Annotated in this window: 18 protein-coding genes; 6 read left to right on the plus strand and 12 right to left on the minus strand. The window is 42.2% G+C overall.

Annotated features, from left to right (window positions below; genetic code table 11):
• Window positions 1–48: 48 nt before the first annotated feature.
• Window positions 49–471 carry a DoxX family protein gene (locus FLP08_RS01920; protein ID WP_156273485.1) on the plus strand — a complete coding sequence of 141 codons (423 nt, stop codon included), beginning with the start codon at window positions 49–51 and terminating at the stop codon, window positions 469–471.
• 23 nt (window positions 472–494) lie between these two features.
• Here FLP08_RS01920 and FLP08_RS01925 read toward each other — a convergent pair whose 3' ends face one another.
• From FLP08_RS01925 to holA, 8 genes are all read right to left on the minus strand, one after another.
• Window positions 495–1826, minus strand: a complete 1332-nt coding sequence (locus tag FLP08_RS01925; protein WP_156273487.1) for a M24 family metallopeptidase — start codon at window positions 1824–1826, stop codon at window positions 495–497.
• Window positions 1827–1866: 40 nt separating this feature from the next.
• Window positions 1867–2394, minus strand: a complete 528-nt coding sequence (locus tag FLP08_RS01930; RefSeq protein ID WP_156273489.1) for a CIA30 family protein — start codon at window positions 2392–2394, stop codon at window positions 1867–1869.
• Between the two features lie 7 nt (window positions 2395–2401).
• Window positions 2402–3499, minus strand: a complete 1098-nt coding sequence (locus FLP08_RS01935) for an AMP-binding protein (RefSeq protein WP_156273491.1) — start codon at window positions 3497–3499, stop codon at window positions 2402–2404.
• A gap of 413 nt (window positions 3500–3912) precedes the next feature.
• The gene (locus FLP08_RS01940) at window positions 3913–4758 is read right to left on the minus strand and encodes a CPBP family intramembrane glutamic endopeptidase (RefSeq protein WP_341484967.1); all 846 of its coding nucleotides are present in this window, start codon (window positions 4756–4758) and stop codon (window positions 3913–3915) included.
• A gap of 82 nt (window positions 4759–4840) precedes the next feature.
• Window positions 4841–5875, minus strand: coding sequence for an o-succinylbenzoate synthase (locus FLP08_RS01945; RefSeq protein WP_156273495.1), 1035 nt, complete (start codon window positions 5873–5875; stop codon window positions 4841–4843).
• Between the two features lie 3 nt (window positions 5876–5878).
• Window positions 5879–6559: a metal-dependent hydrolase gene (locus tag FLP08_RS01950; RefSeq protein WP_156273497.1), complete on the minus strand. Its 681-nt coding sequence runs from the start codon at window positions 6557–6559 to the stop codon at window positions 5879–5881.
• Between the two features lie 89 nt (window positions 6560–6648).
• The gene (menA, locus tag FLP08_RS01955) at window positions 6649–7551 is read right to left on the minus strand and encodes a 1,4-dihydroxy-2-naphthoate octaprenyltransferase (RefSeq protein WP_156273499.1); all 903 of its coding nucleotides are present in this window, start codon (window positions 7549–7551) and stop codon (window positions 6649–6651) included.
• 3 nt (window positions 7552–7554) lie between these two features.
• Window positions 7555–8559, minus strand: a complete 1005-nt coding sequence (gene holA / locus FLP08_RS01960) for a DNA polymerase III subunit delta (RefSeq protein WP_156273501.1) — start codon at window positions 8557–8559, stop codon at window positions 7555–7557.
• 81 nt (window positions 8560–8640) lie between these two features.
• On the opposite strand from holA, the gene FLP08_RS01965 reads away from it, so the two are divergent.
• The 4 genes from FLP08_RS01965 (at window position 8641) to FLP08_RS01980 (ending at window position 12268) form a co-directional block, all read left to right on the plus strand.
• A complete protein-coding gene (locus FLP08_RS01965) occupies window positions 8641–9090 on the plus strand; it encodes a type I restriction enzyme HsdR N-terminal domain-containing protein (protein ID WP_156273503.1) in 450 nt (149 codons plus the stop codon).
• On the plus strand, window positions 9087–10079 hold the full coding sequence (locus FLP08_RS01970; RefSeq protein ID WP_156273505.1) for a glycosyltransferase family 2 protein: 993 nt from the start codon (window positions 9087–9089) through the stop codon (window positions 10077–10079). Before FLP08_RS01965 ends, FLP08_RS01970 begins: the two co-directional genes overlap by 4 nt.
• 98 nt (window positions 10080–10177) lie before the next feature.
• Window positions 10178–11023: an OmpA/MotB family protein gene (locus FLP08_RS01975; RefSeq protein ID WP_156273507.1), complete on the plus strand. Its 846-nt coding sequence runs from the start codon at window positions 10178–10180 to the stop codon at window positions 11021–11023.
• A 129-nt stretch (window positions 11024–11152) separates the two neighbouring features.
• Complete coding sequence (locus FLP08_RS01980; RefSeq protein WP_156273509.1) at window positions 11153–12268, plus strand: hypothetical protein; 1116 nt, start codon at window positions 11153–11155, stop codon at window positions 12266–12268.
• Window positions 12269–12305: 37 nt separating this feature from the next.
• Here the strand turns inward: FLP08_RS01980 and FLP08_RS01985 are convergent, their stop codons facing one another.
• The 4 genes from FLP08_RS01985 to FLP08_RS02000 form a co-directional block, all read right to left on the minus strand.
• Window positions 12306–13142, minus strand: coding sequence for an alpha/beta fold hydrolase (locus tag FLP08_RS01985; protein WP_156273511.1), 837 nt, complete (start codon window positions 13140–13142; stop codon window positions 12306–12308).
• A 107-nt stretch (window positions 13143–13249) separates the two neighbouring features.
• Entirely contained in the window at window positions 13250–13870 is a 621-nt protein-coding gene (locus tag FLP08_RS01990; RefSeq protein WP_156273513.1) for an L-threonylcarbamoyladenylate synthase, read from the minus strand.
• A 54-nt stretch (window positions 13871–13924) separates the two neighbouring features.
• Window positions 13925–14137, minus strand: a complete 213-nt coding sequence (locus tag FLP08_RS01995; protein ID WP_156273515.1) for a hypervirulence associated TUDOR domain-containing protein — start codon at window positions 14135–14137, stop codon at window positions 13925–13927.
• Window positions 14138–14418: 281 nt separating this feature from the next.
• Complete coding sequence (locus FLP08_RS02000; protein WP_156273517.1) at window positions 14419–16740, minus strand: ATP-dependent helicase; 2322 nt, start codon at window positions 16738–16740, stop codon at window positions 14419–14421.
• A gap of 157 nt (window positions 16741–16897) precedes the next feature.
• Here FLP08_RS02000 and FLP08_RS02005 point away from each other — a divergent pair, with 157 nt between their 5' ends.
• Window positions 16898–17434, plus strand: coding sequence for a DsrE family protein (locus tag FLP08_RS02005; RefSeq protein WP_156273519.1), 537 nt, complete (start codon window positions 16898–16900; stop codon window positions 17432–17434).
• Window positions 17435–17439: the final 5 nt, after the last annotated feature.

Below are 17439 nucleotides of genomic sequence, written 5' to 3' on the forward strand. Positions count from 1 at the left end.
TTCCATATTAAACTGGTTTTTAGTAACTTAATGTAAATTCACAGCATTATGTTAAGTATAAAATCACTTAATAAGTGGGCCAATTCGCATACTTATTACTGGCTGGACCTGTTGAGGGTTGCTTTGGGTGTCTTTTTCTTTATAAAAGGCATACAGTTCATCTCTCAAACAGAAATGCTGGCCGAACTCATCAAGCCATTACAGGGCTTTGGAGGTACGATGCTTATCGTACATTATGTCGCATCTGCGCACCTGGTTGGAGGTATTCTTATTGCCTTCGGCCTGTTAACGAGGTGGGCACTAATCGTGCAGATCCCCATTCTTATCGGGGCGATCCTGATCAATTTTGTGGGAACAATGAATGCTTCCGCATTGATCCTGGCCTTGTTGATCACCGCAATTAGTGTTTTCTTTATTTTCTACGGATCTGGTAAACATTCCGCAGATTATATGATGAAAATGGGATACTAATTATTGAACGCTGCGCGGCCTTTTCAGTTATTTGCTTTTTCCGTCGGAATAAGCATAAGTTCTCTTTGTCTTTGATTTACGTACCTGAAACCTTCCTCACCCCAAAACCCTGCTTCTTCGAGCATGATACGTACACTTTTTTCCCACTCTGGAATTTCCACTTCGGTATTAAGTTCTATCGCGTATACCGTATTTTCATATAAGGGATAATCACCTGTTCCCGGCACCCCTTCCTGTTGATCCCACATTCCAATTGTAGGGCCGGCAGAATGTCCGTATAATCCAAGCGGGTGCGTATATATGGAAGCTTTAAGTCCTTCCTCTTTTGCCTGCTGCAGGCTTTTTTTAAGGATCTGGTTTCCGGAAAGCCCCGTCTTGAAATTTGAGGTCAATATATCCTGAAGCCGATTTCCTTTAGCAAAAGCTTCCCGAAGGAACTTAGGGGCCTCATCTTCTCCGTCCTTTAAAATATAAGCCATCTGCTGGCAATCTGTATTAAGGTTGAGATAGGTGATCCCAAAATCGCAATGCACCAGGTCGCCTGGAAGAATTACCGAGCTTCCGTTCTCGTCTGAGAATGCCGTGATATGATCTACCAGCTTCTCTTTGCTTCTTTGTATATCCACGGTTGGGTGAAACCAGGTTTCTAGCCCCATATCGGTAACCTTTTGTCGCATCCACCATACCACATCGTCTGTAGTGGTCACTCCCGGCTCGATCACCCTACTGCTGAAAGCTTCCTCGATGATCTCATGAGTAATTCTGGCCAGATCGCTGTAAACGATCATTTCCCGCATGGTTCGGGTCTCGATCCAGCCCACGGCCAGTTCTTCTGCTGAAACTATCCTGTCCTGGAATTTCTGAGGCAAGGCGCTTGTAAACTCATCGTAATCTGTTTTAACAAGTCCATCGGCAATACCGTAATTTTCAGAAATATTGAGGCCTATCTTTTCCGGGTCACGTTCTTCTATGATATCCATCAGTGCCTGCCACTGGTCGGGCTGAGCTTCCTTATCCCAGGCAGACTCGATATTATCTCCAATCTTATACCTGGCTATAGCCAATTTCTGAAGGCTGTCCTCCTGTTGGTCACGATAAAACACAAGAATGGTCCTTCTTCTGGCATTCAGCCAGGTTGAAGGCAACATGGTCCTTAATACAGGATCTTCATTATATTCCCGGGAGATAACGATCCACATATCTATTCCCGTCCTGTCCATCAATTTTGGTAAAAGCTGGGTAAAACGTTCAGATTGAATTTCATCGGTGACGCGTGACCTTTCCCTTTCCGCCAGGACCTGAGCCTGAAGCATACCTGCACCCAATAGGAACAGGGCTATGATTATTTTTTTCATATAAAGCCTGAAGATTATTTAGAGGTCTAAGATGGGAAAATTATTCCAATTCGATCTTATCTATAAGGAGTTGAAAGCTCTCTTCCTTTTTATTACCTATCAGGATAGCGACCTGATCTATGGTTTCATGATCAAAATTGGGCTGATTTAGTTTGCGGCCACGAAAGCTCGGGTACATTTCTTCCAAAGGAATTTTTATGATCTCCCATTTCCCGGATGTCTTGAAATCATGAACATAGGAATAATAAACCTCATCTCTATTCTTCACCCGGAACTGGTATTTTTTACCATCTCCTTTTAACCTTAAAGCAATATACTTATGGCTACCAACCTCCATTTGTGGAAGATCATACTGAACCGAGGAAAAACCTCCATTATTGGCCAGCGAAATCTCTCCCAAAAACAGGGCATAACCCTCTTCGTTCAAAGAAAAATTACCGGTAGACTTTCCTCCCATCACCCCGTCAACAACTACATTCCAGTCAGAGATATCTGAATCTTTACTAAAATCGAAGATCAATTTCATGGAACTAAATAAGACAAGAATGATAATCAGGAGGTATCTCATAACTAGACTATGAGACCTTACTTTTCAGGGTATTCTCCCGGTGGATCTTCCCGTTGGGAGTTTCCTCGAATTTTTCGATCAGGTAGATCTTTTTCGGTTTTTCGTATTTATCCAGCCCCTTGATAGAATTTATATTCTCCTGAAGCTCATTGATGGTTTCTTCAGAAAAATCATCTTCTACAAAAAGCACCAGCTTTTCGCCTAGGGCATCGTCTGGCATGGAAGTGACAAAAAAACGATGATCTAAAACCTTGTTCAGTTTTTTCTCGATCTGTTCCGGGAAAAGCTTGATACCGCCGGAATTGATAATATTGTCATACCTGCCTTTCCAGATAAATTTTTTATAGGTAAGGATCTCCACCACATCATTGGTAACGATCTCTTCATCCAGAATATTTGGCGCCTTTATCACCAGGCAGCCTCTTTCATCCTGGGCAATATGGATATTTGGCAGTATTTTGAAGGCCCTCTGAGAATTTTTCTTTTTCTGCGGATTCAGTCTTTTTGCTGCAATATGGCTACTGGTCTCGGTCATTCCGTAAGTTTCGAAGATCTTGGTATCCACGTCCTTGATCATCTTTTTCAGCCTTGGGGAGACTGCTCCCCCTCCAATGATAAGCTTTTTTACCAGGTGAAGCCGTGCTATGGAATTATCCAGCTGAAAAGGCGTCATTGCAGAAAAGTCATATACCTTGAACAGGTTATCCAGCGGATTGGAAGATGGCGGAACCGTATCCAGGTCCCACCCCAGGAACATGGCCCTTACCAGCATCATTTTACCAGCAATATAATCAGCCGGCAGACACATAAGAGCTGTCGTAGATGCAGGAAGATCAAAGAACCGTGAAGTAGCCAGGGCCGAATTCACCATATGTTCTTTTTTAAGCCTGATCTTTTTAGGTGTACCCGTAGAACCGGATGTATGCACTTCGATATAGGTAGTTGGTTTAAACCAGTCTAGCAGGAAACTGCCAATAGACTGCTCATAAGGCTCACCTTCCTTAATAAAGCTATAAGCCACCTGTTTAAGCTCAGAGTTGGTGAAGTGCCTTTTATTGAGCCTGAACTCAGGATGGGTTTCCGGTATTTTGTATTTATTTGGCATACAGATGCTAAGATGTGAAAATACTTACATCTTAAAGTTAACAAATTGCAATGAAAATTTTAAATTTCTTCAGAAACTTTTATGAATTCCAAAATCGTTATGGCACAAAACCAATCCTTATAACTTACTGACATAAGGTGAATTACTAGAAAAAATAGGAGCTCAGCGATTAAACATTCCTTTATTTTCCGGGCTTCAATTCTAATTGATAAAATGCTTCCGGATAAATCGGAAATAATGATTTTCCTTATTATCAAAACAAAAACATTTAATGGAATCCCAGCTACCAGATCTTTAATCTTTGGATCCCGCACATGGAAAAATTCTAACCTAATTCGGTTAATTGTAAAAGAAATTCAGGATCTGAAAGAATCTTTATTATATATGCACAGGCACCTGCACGAAAAAAATAACTAGTTAGCCACCTCAGCCTGCAGCTCTTTCGGTTTTTTCACCTTTCCTAATAATTTCTCTCTCCAGTTGCTCCACTTATATTTCTTGGCCATGATAAAAAGAAAGATGGGGTAGACGATGAATACCGGAATTAGTACGTCCCAGCCGGCAGAGGGCTCCGACACATCCTTGAAGATGGAATGGGTCTGGAAGGCAGTCCAGTCTGCGGTTACCAGTAAAGCAGTGATGAGGTTATTTGCGGCATGAAAACCAAGCGCAAGCTCCAGGCCTTCATCCATCAGGGTCATGATGCCAAGCACGAATCCTGTACCTATATAATAGATCATGATGATATCGCCAAGCTTGGTCACTTCAGGATTAAAATAGTGCAGGCCTCCGAATATAAAAGAGGTGAGCACCAGAGGCACCCATCGGTTACGGGCCAGCAGTCCAAGTCCCTGCATTAAGTAACCACGGAAGAAATATTCTTCAAAACTGGTCTGTATAGGGATCAGGATAACTGAAATAATAACCAGGTAAAGAAATGGTTCTAATTGAAAATTGAGTTGATAATCCTGTGGATTGGAAAAATAATCCAGCAAAGTTACTACAATATTAAAGGCAGCCACCAGTAAGAAAGCGAACCAGAACCTGCTCCAGTCTACTCTTTTGCGAGAAGTGGTGAGCGCCTTGATGGGCTGGTTGTGAACATACTTCACCCAAAAGAATAGACCAGCCAGGAAGATCACAAAAGCAAACAGGTTTTCAGCCAGTACCCGGTTAGATCCCTTGCGGGCGATCTCTTCTTGCATTACCTGGGCTACATCGAGTTCCAGGAACTCTACCGCGGCATAATTGAGGGCCATCAAGCCGAAAAATAACAAGGGGATCACTAAATATCGCCAGAAAGAATGCGAATAACGAAAGGCCTGAGCTATAAACATATATCTAAAAATTAAATTCCCACCTCTTCGCGGGATCATATTGAATTTTACCATCCTCAACCTCGAGGGGACACTCGAAATTATTGGTATACAAACCACCGGTACCAAGACCCTGTGGCAGATCTGGCCGCAGGGTATAAGTCCATTGAGCGATGGCATTTAAACCAACATTGCTCTCGAGGGCACTGGTGATCCACCAATCTACATTCTGGCTCTCACAGATCTCTTTCCATTCCCCGGTCCCTTTAAAACCACCAATCAAACTTGGTTTGTAAATGGCGTACTGAGGTTTAATAGTTTGTATAAGGTTTTCTTTTTCTGTTACATTGGTAACCCCAATTAGTTCTTCATCCAGGGCAATCGGCAAAGGCGTCTTTCGGCAAAGTTCAGCCATGGACTCTATCTGTCCCTGTTTGATCGGCTGCTCAATACTGTGCAATTTGAATTTTGCCAGCTTTTCTAGTTTCTCCAGGGCATCTTGGGGAGCGAAGGCACCATTGGCATCTACTCTTAATTCAATTTCATTTTCTGAAAAATTACTTCTTATGGATTTTAACAGCTGCAGCTCGGTCTCAAAATCTATTGCGCCGATCTTTAATTTTATACAGCTGAAACCCGCATCGATCTTCTCAGAGATCTGTTGCTTCATAAACTCCTTATCGCCCATCCAGATAAGGCCATTTATAGGAATGCAGCTTTTGCCTGAAGTAAATTCTGAAGGAAATAACTCAAAGGGATGCTCAGACTCAAGGCTCTTGAAAGCCATTTCCACCCCGAATTGTATACTTGGAAATTCCCGAAGTTCTTCCCATAGCATTTCCTTACCCATATTAATATTCTCACAAACCCATTTCAGCTTGTTTTCATAATCTGGACGATCATCATAACTAAGGCTTCTCAGGATACCGCATTCGCCGATCCCGAACTCTTCCCCATCAGAAATCTTAAGAAACCATGTTTCTTTTTCAGTAAGAACGCCCCGGGAAGTTCCACTGGGGCGTTTGAATTTTAAAATATACTTTTTATAATCTGCGGTCATTTACTATAACTCTATAGAATCTCCGATATCGAGTAACATCAGGTCTTTTCCTTTTTCGTAAAATTTCTTTTTTGCCTCTTCGTGATCTATCTCAATATATCCAAATGTATCGTAGTGGCAGCCAAGGATCTTGTCACATTCAATAAAATCACTGGCAATGATGGCATCGTCTACCCCCATCGTAAAATTGTCGCCAATAGGAAGAACCGCCAGGTCGAGTTTGGTCTTCATAGGGATCAATTTCATATCCATGGTAAGGGCAGTATCACCGGCAATATAAATGTTCTTATGTTCGCTTTCTATCACGAAACCACCAGGTTGGCCTCCATAGCTACCATCTGGAAATGAACTGGTATGGATCGCGTTCACGTATTTTACGTTCCCAAAATCAAAATCCCAGCTTCCTCCGTGATTCATAGGATGAACCTCGAATCCCTTTTCCTCGTAATGGTTGGCGATCTCAAAATTACTAACGATCACCGCGCCGGTATTTTTGGCGATAGCCTCTGCATCTAAAATATGATCTTGGTGAGCGTGGGTAAGTAAAATGTAATCGGCCTTGAGGTCCATGATATCCACCTTATCCTTAGAAAGATCATTTCCGGTAATAAATGGATCTACAAGCACATTAATATCTCCAATTTTAAGCGCCAGGGTATTCTGGCCGTAAAAGGTAATTTTCATAATCTTAATTTCTTGATTTTTATAAAAATAAGGATTCAGTTAAAAACCTGAAGTAGACTGAATATATAATTTTGTTAAAGCTGGAACTTCTACCAGATAAGCCCGAGACCAAACAGCAGGGCAATCCCAAAGGTTGAAAGTGCCACGATCTTCAATTCGGGGTCCAGGTTCCTGGGATCTTTATTGGTCACCACCCGGTTCAAATGAAAAATAAGTGGAATGAATGCCAGGATATATATAAAATCATTTAGCTCTTTGGATGTGATCACAGAATATACCAGCAGGCACATTAGCGCACCCAGAATTAGCAAATAATGATAGTTCTTGGCCTGGCGTTCACCAAGTTTCACCACCAGGGTCATTTTTCCCGATTTTTCATCAGAGATCCTGTCCCTCAGGTTATTCAGGTTGAGCACAGCAACACTCAGGAACCCAATAGCTATGGCGGGAAAAACACCAATTAGCTGGTGATCATGACCATATAGATAATAGGAACCGTAGACGGCTACCAGTCCAAAGAAGATAAATACGAAAATATCGCCCATGCCGCGGTAACCATAGGCAGAATCTCCTACGGTATATTTAATAGCTGCAATAATTGCGGCGATCCCAAGCACAAAGAAAAACAAGGCGGAAAGCAGTTTTTCACTTCCAAAAGAGGCATAGATGAGTAGCACGGCCATTAAAAGCGTGGTGATCGCGGTTACGACCATCGCCATTTTCATATCTTTTTGAGTAATGAGCCCGCTTTGTATGGCTCTGGCCGGGCCTATCCTCTCATCATTATCTGTCCCCTTGACGCCATCGCCATAGTCGTTGGCGAAATTCGATAAGATCTGCAGGCCTAAAGTGGTCCCCAGGGCCAGGCTGAAGATGGCGATATCGAAATACCCGGAATGAGCAGCGATCGCGCTTCCTACAATAATTCCTGAAATTGAAAGCGGAAGGGTTCTTAAACGCGCAGCGCTTATCCATGATGAAAGATTGCTCATAAATTAGTTCATTATTTTCACCAGTAATTCTTTTAAAAGGTCGCCCTGGGACACATTTGCCGCTCCAACTCCCTTGCTTTTCACATCGGTCTCCTGAAGCAGGCTTATGGCATGGCTGGCTTTTTTCATGGGATAGTTCCTAGCTGCCAACACATAATCGCTCACAAAATAAGGACTCACCTTTAACTGTTTTGCTACCGCTTGCTTAGATTTATCGGGTAAACCGTGGTATTGCAGTATCTGTGAAAAATAAGAAAATAACAGGGAAATGGTCACCACCAGCGGATTGTCCTTTGGGTTCTGGGCAAAATAATTAATGATCCGGTGAGCCTTTAAACTGTCCCTCTCCCCGATCGCCTTCCTCAGCTCAAAATTATTAAAGTCCTTGCTAATCCCGATATTCTCTTCTATGATCTCTGGAGTAATGGTTGTGCCTTCAGGGCAAATTAGTTGTAGTTTCTGAAGTTCGTTATCGATTTTGCCAAGGTCTGTCCCCAGGAATTCCACAAGCATTTGTGCGGCTTTTGGCGAAACGGCATAACCTCTGGCCTTCATGGTTTTCATGATCCAGTCGGCTACCTGGTTCTCGTAAAGCCTTTTTCCTTCGAAAATTACCCCGGTCTTGGCAATGGCCTTATGAAGCTTTTTCCGTTTATCGAGTTTCTTATATTTATAACATAGTACCAGAACTGTGGTTGGCTGCGGATTTTCAGCATAATCTACCAGTTTTTCAATGGTCCTAGAAAGATCCTGTGCTTCCTTGACGATCACCACCTGCCTTTCGGCCATCATGGGATAGCGCTTGGCGTTGCTCACAATATCTTCTACATTGGAATCCCGGCCGTAGATCAGCATCTGGTTAAAACCACGCTCCTCCTCGCTTAAAACATTTTCAGCTATATAATCTGATATCCTGTCTATATAGTAGGGCTCTTCTCCCATTAAAAAATAAATGGGTTTGATGTTTCCTTTCTTGATATCAGTTACAATTTGTTTTGCTTCGTCCATATGGATTTGAGTGCAGGTTTAAACGGGGAATTGTAAAAAAGTAAATTGCAGGGCTGTAATATTCTTTATTACTTTTGAGGCATGCAAAAACTGAATTTCCCTCCTTATTCGTTTCGGTTCAAAAATAATCAAAATAAAATAGCCGTTTTTGACGATCTAAGGAAAAAATTTGTCATCCTTACCCCGGAAGAATGGGTACGCCAGCATTGCGTGAAATTTTTACAGGAGGAAAAAAAGTATCCGCTAAGCCTTATCAATGTTGAAAAGCAATTGAAGATCGCCGGGCTCACCAAACGGTATGATGTAGTGGTATTCGAACCCGAAGGAAATATACAGATCATCGTGGAATGCAAGGCACCTTCGGTAAAGATCACCCAGGATACCTTCGACCAGATCGCCAGGTATAACCTCAGCCTGCAGGCGAATTTTCTTATGGTCACCAACGGGCTTCAACACTATTTCTGTAAAATGGATTATGAAAATGAGAATTATATCTTTTTAAAGGAACTTCCAGAATATATCAGAAAATGAATATAGCCATCGTCATACTAAACTGGAACGGTAAGCATCTGCTGGATGAATTCCTGCCTTCTGTCCTCAAATTCTCTGCTGAAGCAAAGGTCTATGTGGCAGATAATGCTTCCACAGATGGTTCTGTAAGCTTTCTGAAAAAGAATTACCCCGAAGTAACTCTTATCGAAAACAGCAGGAACGCCGGTTACGCAGGAGGTTATAATCTCGCCCTGAAATCTGTACCGGAAGAAATTCATGTGCTACTCAACAGCGATGTAGAAGTTACCGAAGGCTGGTTAAAACCCATTATAGAAACCTTCATAAAGGAGCTTAAGACGGCCGCGATACAGCCGAAGATCCTGGATTATAAGAAAAGAGATCATTTTGAATATGCCGGTGCGGCCGGTGGATACATGGACAAATTTGGTTATCCCTTTTGTCGCGGCAGGATCTTCCAGCAACTGGAAGAAGATCACGGACAGTATAATCAGGACAAATATATCTTCTGGGCCAGTGGCGCCTGCCTGGCGGTTAGGAAAGATGCCTATAATGAGGTTGGTGGACTGGATGAGGACTTTTTCGCTCACCAGGAAGAGATAGACCTTTGCTGGAGACTTCAGAATGCCGGTTATAACATAAAATATGTTGCAAACTCTCGGATTTTCCATGTTGGAGGAGCCACATTACAGGACATGAACCCTAAGAAGACCTTTTTCAACTTCAGGAACGGACTTTTTTTACTTCTGAAGAATGTGGAACCCGGGAAAGTTTTCTTCATTTTATTGATGAGAATGATCCTTGATGGCGTGGCCGGGATCAAGTTCATTTTTGAAGGAAAATTCAATCATTTTTTCGCCATTCTGGAGGCTCATGCCAGCTTTTACAGGCATTACGGAAGAATGAGCAAGAAAAGACCCAAGCGGTTCATTTTCAAGGATTATTATTTTATTCCTTCCATTGTTTATACCCATTATATACAGGGAAAAAACAAATTCAGCGACCTGTAATAATATTTAAAAAAGGAAAAGTTAAAATACGCTTCCGTCTTATTATTTTTTTGATATTTTTGGGCATTCTAACAATTTAAAATTATAAGAAACTAGTTATGAAAAAATTCATGCTTTTGTCGGCAACAGCTGCCATCTTGCTATCTTCATGTGTTTCACAGAAAAAATACAATGAACTTGAAGACAAGCAAAGAGAAACTCAGGATCAATTGAATACCGCTACGGTTAAGTTGAACTCCTGTTTAGATGAAAAAGAAAGAATGACCGGGGAGATTACCCGTTTAAATAATACGAATGCTGCTCTTTTAAATAATGTTGGTGATCTTGCTACCCTTTCTAAGAAAGAAGCTGAAAACCTTGAGCGTTCTTTAGAGAGCATTAAGGAGAAAGATCTTGCCATCCGTTCTATGCAGGATGCGATGAACAAGAAAGATTCTGTAACTCTTGCTCTTGTAACAAGCCTTAAAGGAGCTCTTGGAAACATGAGCGATGAGGACATCGAGATCAATGTTGAAAAAGGTGTGGTTTACGTATCTATTTCAGACAAGTTGTTATTCGATAGTGGTCGTTATAATATCACTCCTCGTGCAAAAGAAGTACTAGGAAAAGTTGCTACAGTAGTGAAGAACAAGCCAAACATCGAGTTTATGGTTGAAGGTCACACAGATGACAAGCCTATCAGCACTTCTATGTTCGAAGATAACTGGGATCTTTCTGTGAAGCGTGCTACTTCTGTAGTTAGAGTTCTTCAGGATGATTTTGGTGTGGAGCCAGCTCGTATGACCGCTGCAGGTAGAAGCTACTATGTACCGGTTGCAACTAACGAAACTGCTGAAGGCCGTGCCAAGAACAGAAGAACCAGAATCGTGGTTCTTCCTAAGCTGGATCAGTTCTACAACATGATCGAAGAAGGAATGGAAAAAGCGACTGCTGGGCAGGAGTAAGATTCATTTCATAAGATATAAGGAAAGCCTCGCAATTGCGGGGCTTTTTTATTTTCAACACTTAAAGAGCTATGTATTAGCTTTTTATGTTATTTTAGTGAGTGCCAACCAGACCTAAATTTTGATGCTATGAAGAAGACCGATGTAAACATCTGGTGTCTTGGCGCCCTGCTGTCTGCGATTACCATGATCTCCTGTTCCACCGAGGAGCCACTTTCCCAGAACAACGAAGTTGTTTCTCAAACTCTCGAGAATAAAGCTATCCAAAAAGGCCATAGTTTTTATTCGAAACCCGAGCAGCCCTATATTGTCAACGAGATCTTATTCGATAAGCTTTTGCTGGATGCATCGTGCGAGCGAACAGAATTTTCCAGGATCCTGAGCGGTTATTTTGAAGATCTTATTAATGATCCAGTTTTTGACCTGGATCTTATAATATATTATAGCGACCTCAACCGTAAATATGCCACGCATTATCGCGGGGAGAATTATTACGGAAAGAATGGTGAATTTAACCAGTTAGCTGAAAAAAGGATGAGAGAGCTTACCCGTTTCTGGCAACTGGAAAAGGAGATCTATCTAAACGGCCAGCATACTGAAAGCCTGGACGACCTCGAACTGCTTACAGATATGATCGAGAGCTTCGACCGAAGCGTAAGGAACCGCGATGAAGCCCACGAGAAAGCTATGGCTCTTTTGGAGCTGAATTTAGCTTCCCCTAATATCCCCGAAAATCCGTATTTCGCCATGGACGCCTTTACGCGATCTAATGGCTTGCTGGTCATAGGCGATGGACTGCTGCAAAGCCTTATAGAGGTGGGAGTAGAAGAAGGGATTGCCTTTACCGCTGTCCTATCCCATGAGTGGTGGCACCAGGCGCAGTTCGAAAATGATGATACTTGGGATTATATAGATGAAATCCCCTCTAAAACTGAAAAGAACAGATTCTCAGAATTAGAAGCCGATTTTGCCGCGGCCTATTTCATGGCCCATAAAAGGGGCGCGACTTATAACTGGAAGCGGATCGAACAATATTTTACTCTTTCCTTTAATGTGGGGGATTGCCTTTCTGAAAGCGATCAGCATCATGGCACTCCAGTGCAAAGACTAATGGCTGCTCAATCTGGTTATGACCTAGCCGATGAGGCCAGGAAAAAAGGTTTTGTTCTAAGTCCTGAGGAAGTTCACCAGGCCTTCCTGGATGTTTATGAAACATTGATCCAATGTTCTGGAAAATGCATATAAAAAAAGCCCTCGAATCGAGGGCTTTTTTGTTTAACTATCAGGAATTCAGGAACTCTATGAATATTTTATTAAATTCTGCCGTGTGGGTCAAAATAAGACCGTGTGGCGCGTCCTGTATCACATGATATTCCGCATTTGGAATTATTTCAGAGCTTTTCTTACCCGAAATCTCCAGCGGAACTATCTGGTCTGCATCTCCATGTACTATAAGAGTTGGGACATCGATTTTCTTCAAATCTTCCCTGAAGTCGGTATGACCAAATGAATCGACACATTCCAGGGTGGCGTTAGAAGATGCCTTACAGGCAATAGCCCAGTAATAATCTGCGATCTCCTGGCTGATGCGGTCACCTACCTTATCGAAATTCAGGAACTTCTTTCCGAAACCATTTAAAAATGCCGGCCGGTCCTTTCTTATATCTTTTTTGAAACCTTCAAAAACTTCCTTCTCGATACCGTCAGGATTATCCTCTGTTTTCAGCATAAAAGGAGGCACAGCCGAGATGAGCGCAGCCTTGGATAATTTGGAAGTTCCGTAATTTCCAATATAGCGGGCTACCTCGCCACCACCCATAGAGAATCCTACAATGCTTACCTCAGACAAATCAAGCTTATTGATAATGTCATTGAGATCTTTGGCAAGATGATCATAATCGTAGTTGGTCCAGGGTTTATCACTGTCCCCAAAACCCCTTCTGTCATAGGCGATACATCTAAATCCAGCTTCTACTACCGAATTTATTTGGTATTCCCACATACGATGGCTCAGTGGCCAGCCATGGATCAGTATCACCGGCTTCCCCTCTCCATAATCTTCGTAATAGAGTTTGATGTTTTTTCCTTTTTCCTTACTCGTGGTTTCAATATAGCTCATAACAATTCATTTTTTTATTTAAAATATGAATGTTCAGCCCTATTAAAAAGAATAAAGGGTACTTTAGGATGTAATTAACTGTAAATCAATAAAATTTTGGAAGACCTTTACATAATATCAATGCTGCCCTTTCCTTCCCTTATCACCTCGGGTTCATCTGTGGTAAGATCTATTACCGTAGAAGGTATGTTATCACCATAGCCACCGTCTATCACGATATCAACCAGATGATTCCATTTCTCTCTTATAAGCTCGGGATCTGTTCCGTATTCCAGCACCTCATCATCATCCCTGATGGAGGTAGACACAATAGGATTACCTAAGCCTTTTACGATGGCACGGCAGATATTATTATCGGGCACTCGAATCCCCACGGTCTTTTTCTTCTTAAAAACATTAGGCAGGTTATTGCCTCCGGGAAGGATAAAGGTATACGGGCCGGGAAGGCATCTTTTAAGGATCTTGAAAGTAGCCGTATCGATCTGCTTTACATAATCTGAAAGGTTGCTCAGATCTTCGCAAACAAATGAAAAATTAGATTTTTCAAGTTTCACGTTCTTTATCTGGGCGATCTTTTCCAGGGCAGCAACATTGGTGATATCGCAGCCCAGGCCATAGATAGTATCGGTAGGATAAATAATAAGCCCTCCTTTCCGAAGAACCTCTACTACTTTATTAATATGTTTTGGAGCCGGGTTTTCATCATAAATTTTCAGTAATTCAGCCATAATTAATTTTTTAAAACCTATTAATAATTATAAAATATGAAGCAGATCAATCTATTAATCTGCTTTACTCACTTCACTTTCAAGTTTCAAAACCTTACTCCCGTCTTCCTGCTCGATATAAAGGGCCTTATTACCTTCTTCCCCATCACGGGTAATTTCGCTGCCATCTATCTCTTTGGTCACTTCTTTAGTATAGGTTGAAATCACTTTACCGGTAGCGGTTCCATTACCCCATTTCCAGCTTACTTTACTTCCTTCTCTTATCATTTTTTTCTTTTCAAGATAAAGAATATTCAGCAGTATTTTTCTCGATTATCGCTCTGGAGAATTAATTTATATCATTTTTAACAGGTTGTATTACCGGAAGAAGCCTTTCCTGAAGCAACCATACTGGAATAAAGAAGCCTAGGGAAAATGCAAAAAAAAGAGCCCTCAAGGGGGCTCTTAAAAACTTCGTTTTGTTTGGTTATTGAAACTCAAACAATTGTAGGGATCATTTAAATCTCCTAGCTAATATATGTAAAAATTACGTTTTACCTAAATTTAAATTAAGAGAGCACTTTTAACTTGGCGAAGCGCAGTAACAATTTTTTGATGCCGCCCTGGTCAAAATCTATTTCGGCTTTCCTGTCCTGCCCTGCTCCTTCGAGTTTAAGCACCTTTCCTTTTCCAAAACGCATATGTTCCACCTCATTTCCTTCTGAAAGTTCCAGGGTATTTCTTGCCTTGGCAGGTTCAGAAGCAGCCGGTTTCAGCTTTCTGAGCTTACGCAACTGCTCTTCTGAAGGTTTATGTGCCGGTGGTGGCGTGCCGCCCTTAGGTTTAGTAGTTCTAAGTTTAGACTTATCTACCTCGTCTCCGAATATATCTGTGTCTATAAGCGGCTTATATTTATAATCATCCTGAGGCACGAGAAGTTCGAGGTACTGGTCGTCTATCTCCTCGATAAAACGGCTGGGCTCGGCATCTACCAGTTTACCCCAGCGGTAACGTGAAAGTGTATAAGTCAGGTAGGCCTGTTTTTCGGCACGGGTAAGTGCAACGTAAAAAAGCCTTCTTTCTTCTTCAAGTTCGCTTCGAGTGTTCATACTCATGGCTGAAGGGAAAAGGTCTTCCTCCATCCCCACGATATATACGTAAGGGAATTCAAGCCCCTTAGCCAGGTGAATGGTCATAAGTGCCACCCGGTCCTCATCCCCGGTATCATTATCCAGGTCAGTCGCCAGGGCCACATCTTCCAAAAATTCGGCCAGGGAACCGTTGGCATCTGCCAGTTCCTTCTGCCCTTCCACGAAGTCACGAATACCATTCAGCAATTCCTCAATATTTTCGATTCTCGCGATCCCCTCCGGAGTTCCATCCTTTTTCAGCTCCTGCACCAGGCCAGTCTTTTTAGTAACGGTATCGGCAAGCTGAAAGGCATCACTGGTTTCGTTCATGATCGCGAAGCTTTTGATCATGTTCACAAAATTCTCCAGTTTGGTCTGGGTTCCGCGATTGATATTCAGGTTTAACTGGCTCAGGTTTTCGATAACCTCAAAAATGGAACGATTGTGTTCCTTAGCCGCAATAGATAGCCTGTCCATGGTGGTCATTCCAATTCCCCGGGAAGGATAATTGATCACCCGTTTAAGGGCTTCCTCGTCTTTCGGATTCAGAATAAGCCTTAGATAGGCAAGCACATCTTTGATCTCTTTACGCTGATAGAACGAAAGCCCACCGTAGATTCGGTATGGGATATCCCGTTTTCTCAAGGCGTCTTCCATCGCTCTACTCTGAGCATTGGTCCTGTAAAGGATCGCAAAATCACCATTGTTCAGCTGGTGCTGCATCTTGTTCTCAAAAATGGAACTGGCCACGTAACGGCCTTCCTCACCATCGGTTAACAGCCTGTTCACGATGATCTTGGGACCATCATCATTAGCCGTCCAAACTACCTTCTCCAGCTTGGTCTTGTTCTTATCTATAATCGAATTGGCCGCATTTACGATATTCTTGGTAGAGCGGTAATTCTGCTCCAGCCTATACATCTGTACATTATCGTAATCTTTCTGGAAGTTCAGGATGTTGTTGATATTCGCTCCACGGAAGGCGTAGATACTCTGGGCATCATCTCCCACCACGCAAATATTCTGAAATTTATCTGAAAGCGCCCTTACGATAAGGTATTGAGAGTGGTTGGTATCCTGGTACTCATCAACCAGAATATATTTAAACCTGCTCTGATATTTATGCAATACATCGGGAAACCTGTTAAGAAGCTCATTGGTCTTTAGCAGAAGATCATCAAAATCCATGGCTCCTGCTTTAAAACAACGGTCCACATATTCCTTATAGATCTCGCCAAGTCTCGGTTTTTTGGACATGGCATCTGCCTCCTGTAATTCAGGATTCTGAAAATACGCCTTTACTGTGATAAGGCTGTTCTTATAAGAGGAGATCCGGTTATAGACCTGCTTGTATTTATAAACATCCTTATCCAGCCTCATATCTTTAATGATAGCCCGAATCACCGAATGGGAATCCTGGGTATCATAAATGGTGAAATTCGAAGGGTAACCCAGTTTATCGGCTTCAAACCTCAGCATTTTTGCAAAAATAGAATGGAAAGTTCCCATCCAAAGGTTCTTGGCCTCGCTGTTCCCTACGATCTGGGCGATACGATGTTTCATCTCACGCGCTGCCTTATTGGTAAAGGTGAGGGCAAGAATATTAAAGGCGTCTACCCCCTGGTTCATCAGGTATGCGATCCTAAAAGTAAGCACACGGGTTTTACCAGAACCAGCTCCGGCAATTACGATCATGGGTCCATCTTTTTGCAGCACCGGAGCCCTTTGTGCATCATTCAATCCAGCTAAATAAGCTTCCAAATTTTCTCCGTTTTTTAAAAGCTGAAAGGTAACCAAAATGCTTAAAAAAGGAAACTCCAAACACCTGGTTTTTTTAAACAATTGGCTTTGGCCTTCCAGCAGTGAGCTAGAATTTAATATCTTTAAAAACCCAACTAAAAACCGCTGAAGAGCATTCATGAAAAATTACTTATTTCTGCTTAGCCTGCTATGGACCTCTATGACTTTTTCCCAGGAACTAAAGCAGGGAGACCTTATCCCTGATTACGGAAAAACTTATCCCATATCCTCCCCTGGTTTCAAAACCGATACGCTTTCTAAAATGAAGGTCGTTTTTGATGTGAATCGAAGTTTCGCTGAAGAAGAGCCAAACAAACTTATCGAAACAGCTGCGCGCTACCTCAATATGCATGAACATGCCGGCGTGCCACCAGAAAATATGGAAGTGGCACTCGTGATCCATGGAAAAGCAGTAAATGATGTCCTGCAGGACCGGTATTACCGGGATGAATTTCCCGGCCAGGAAGCCAATCCTAACCTGCCCTTACTGGATGCTCTGGCAGAAAACGGTGTAAAGATCATTGTTTGCGGGCAAAGCGCCACACATTATGGGGTTACCCGGGAAAAAATGGATGAAAATGCAAGCATGGCGCTTTCGGCCATGACCGCATTAGTTCAGCTACAAAACGATAATTACCGAATCATAAACTTTTAAATTCC

The sequence above is a fragment of the Christiangramia aestuarii genome (genome assembly GCF_009735585.1).
GTDB lineage: Bacteria > Bacteroidota > Bacteroidia > Flavobacteriales > Flavobacteriaceae > Christiangramia > Christiangramia aestuarii.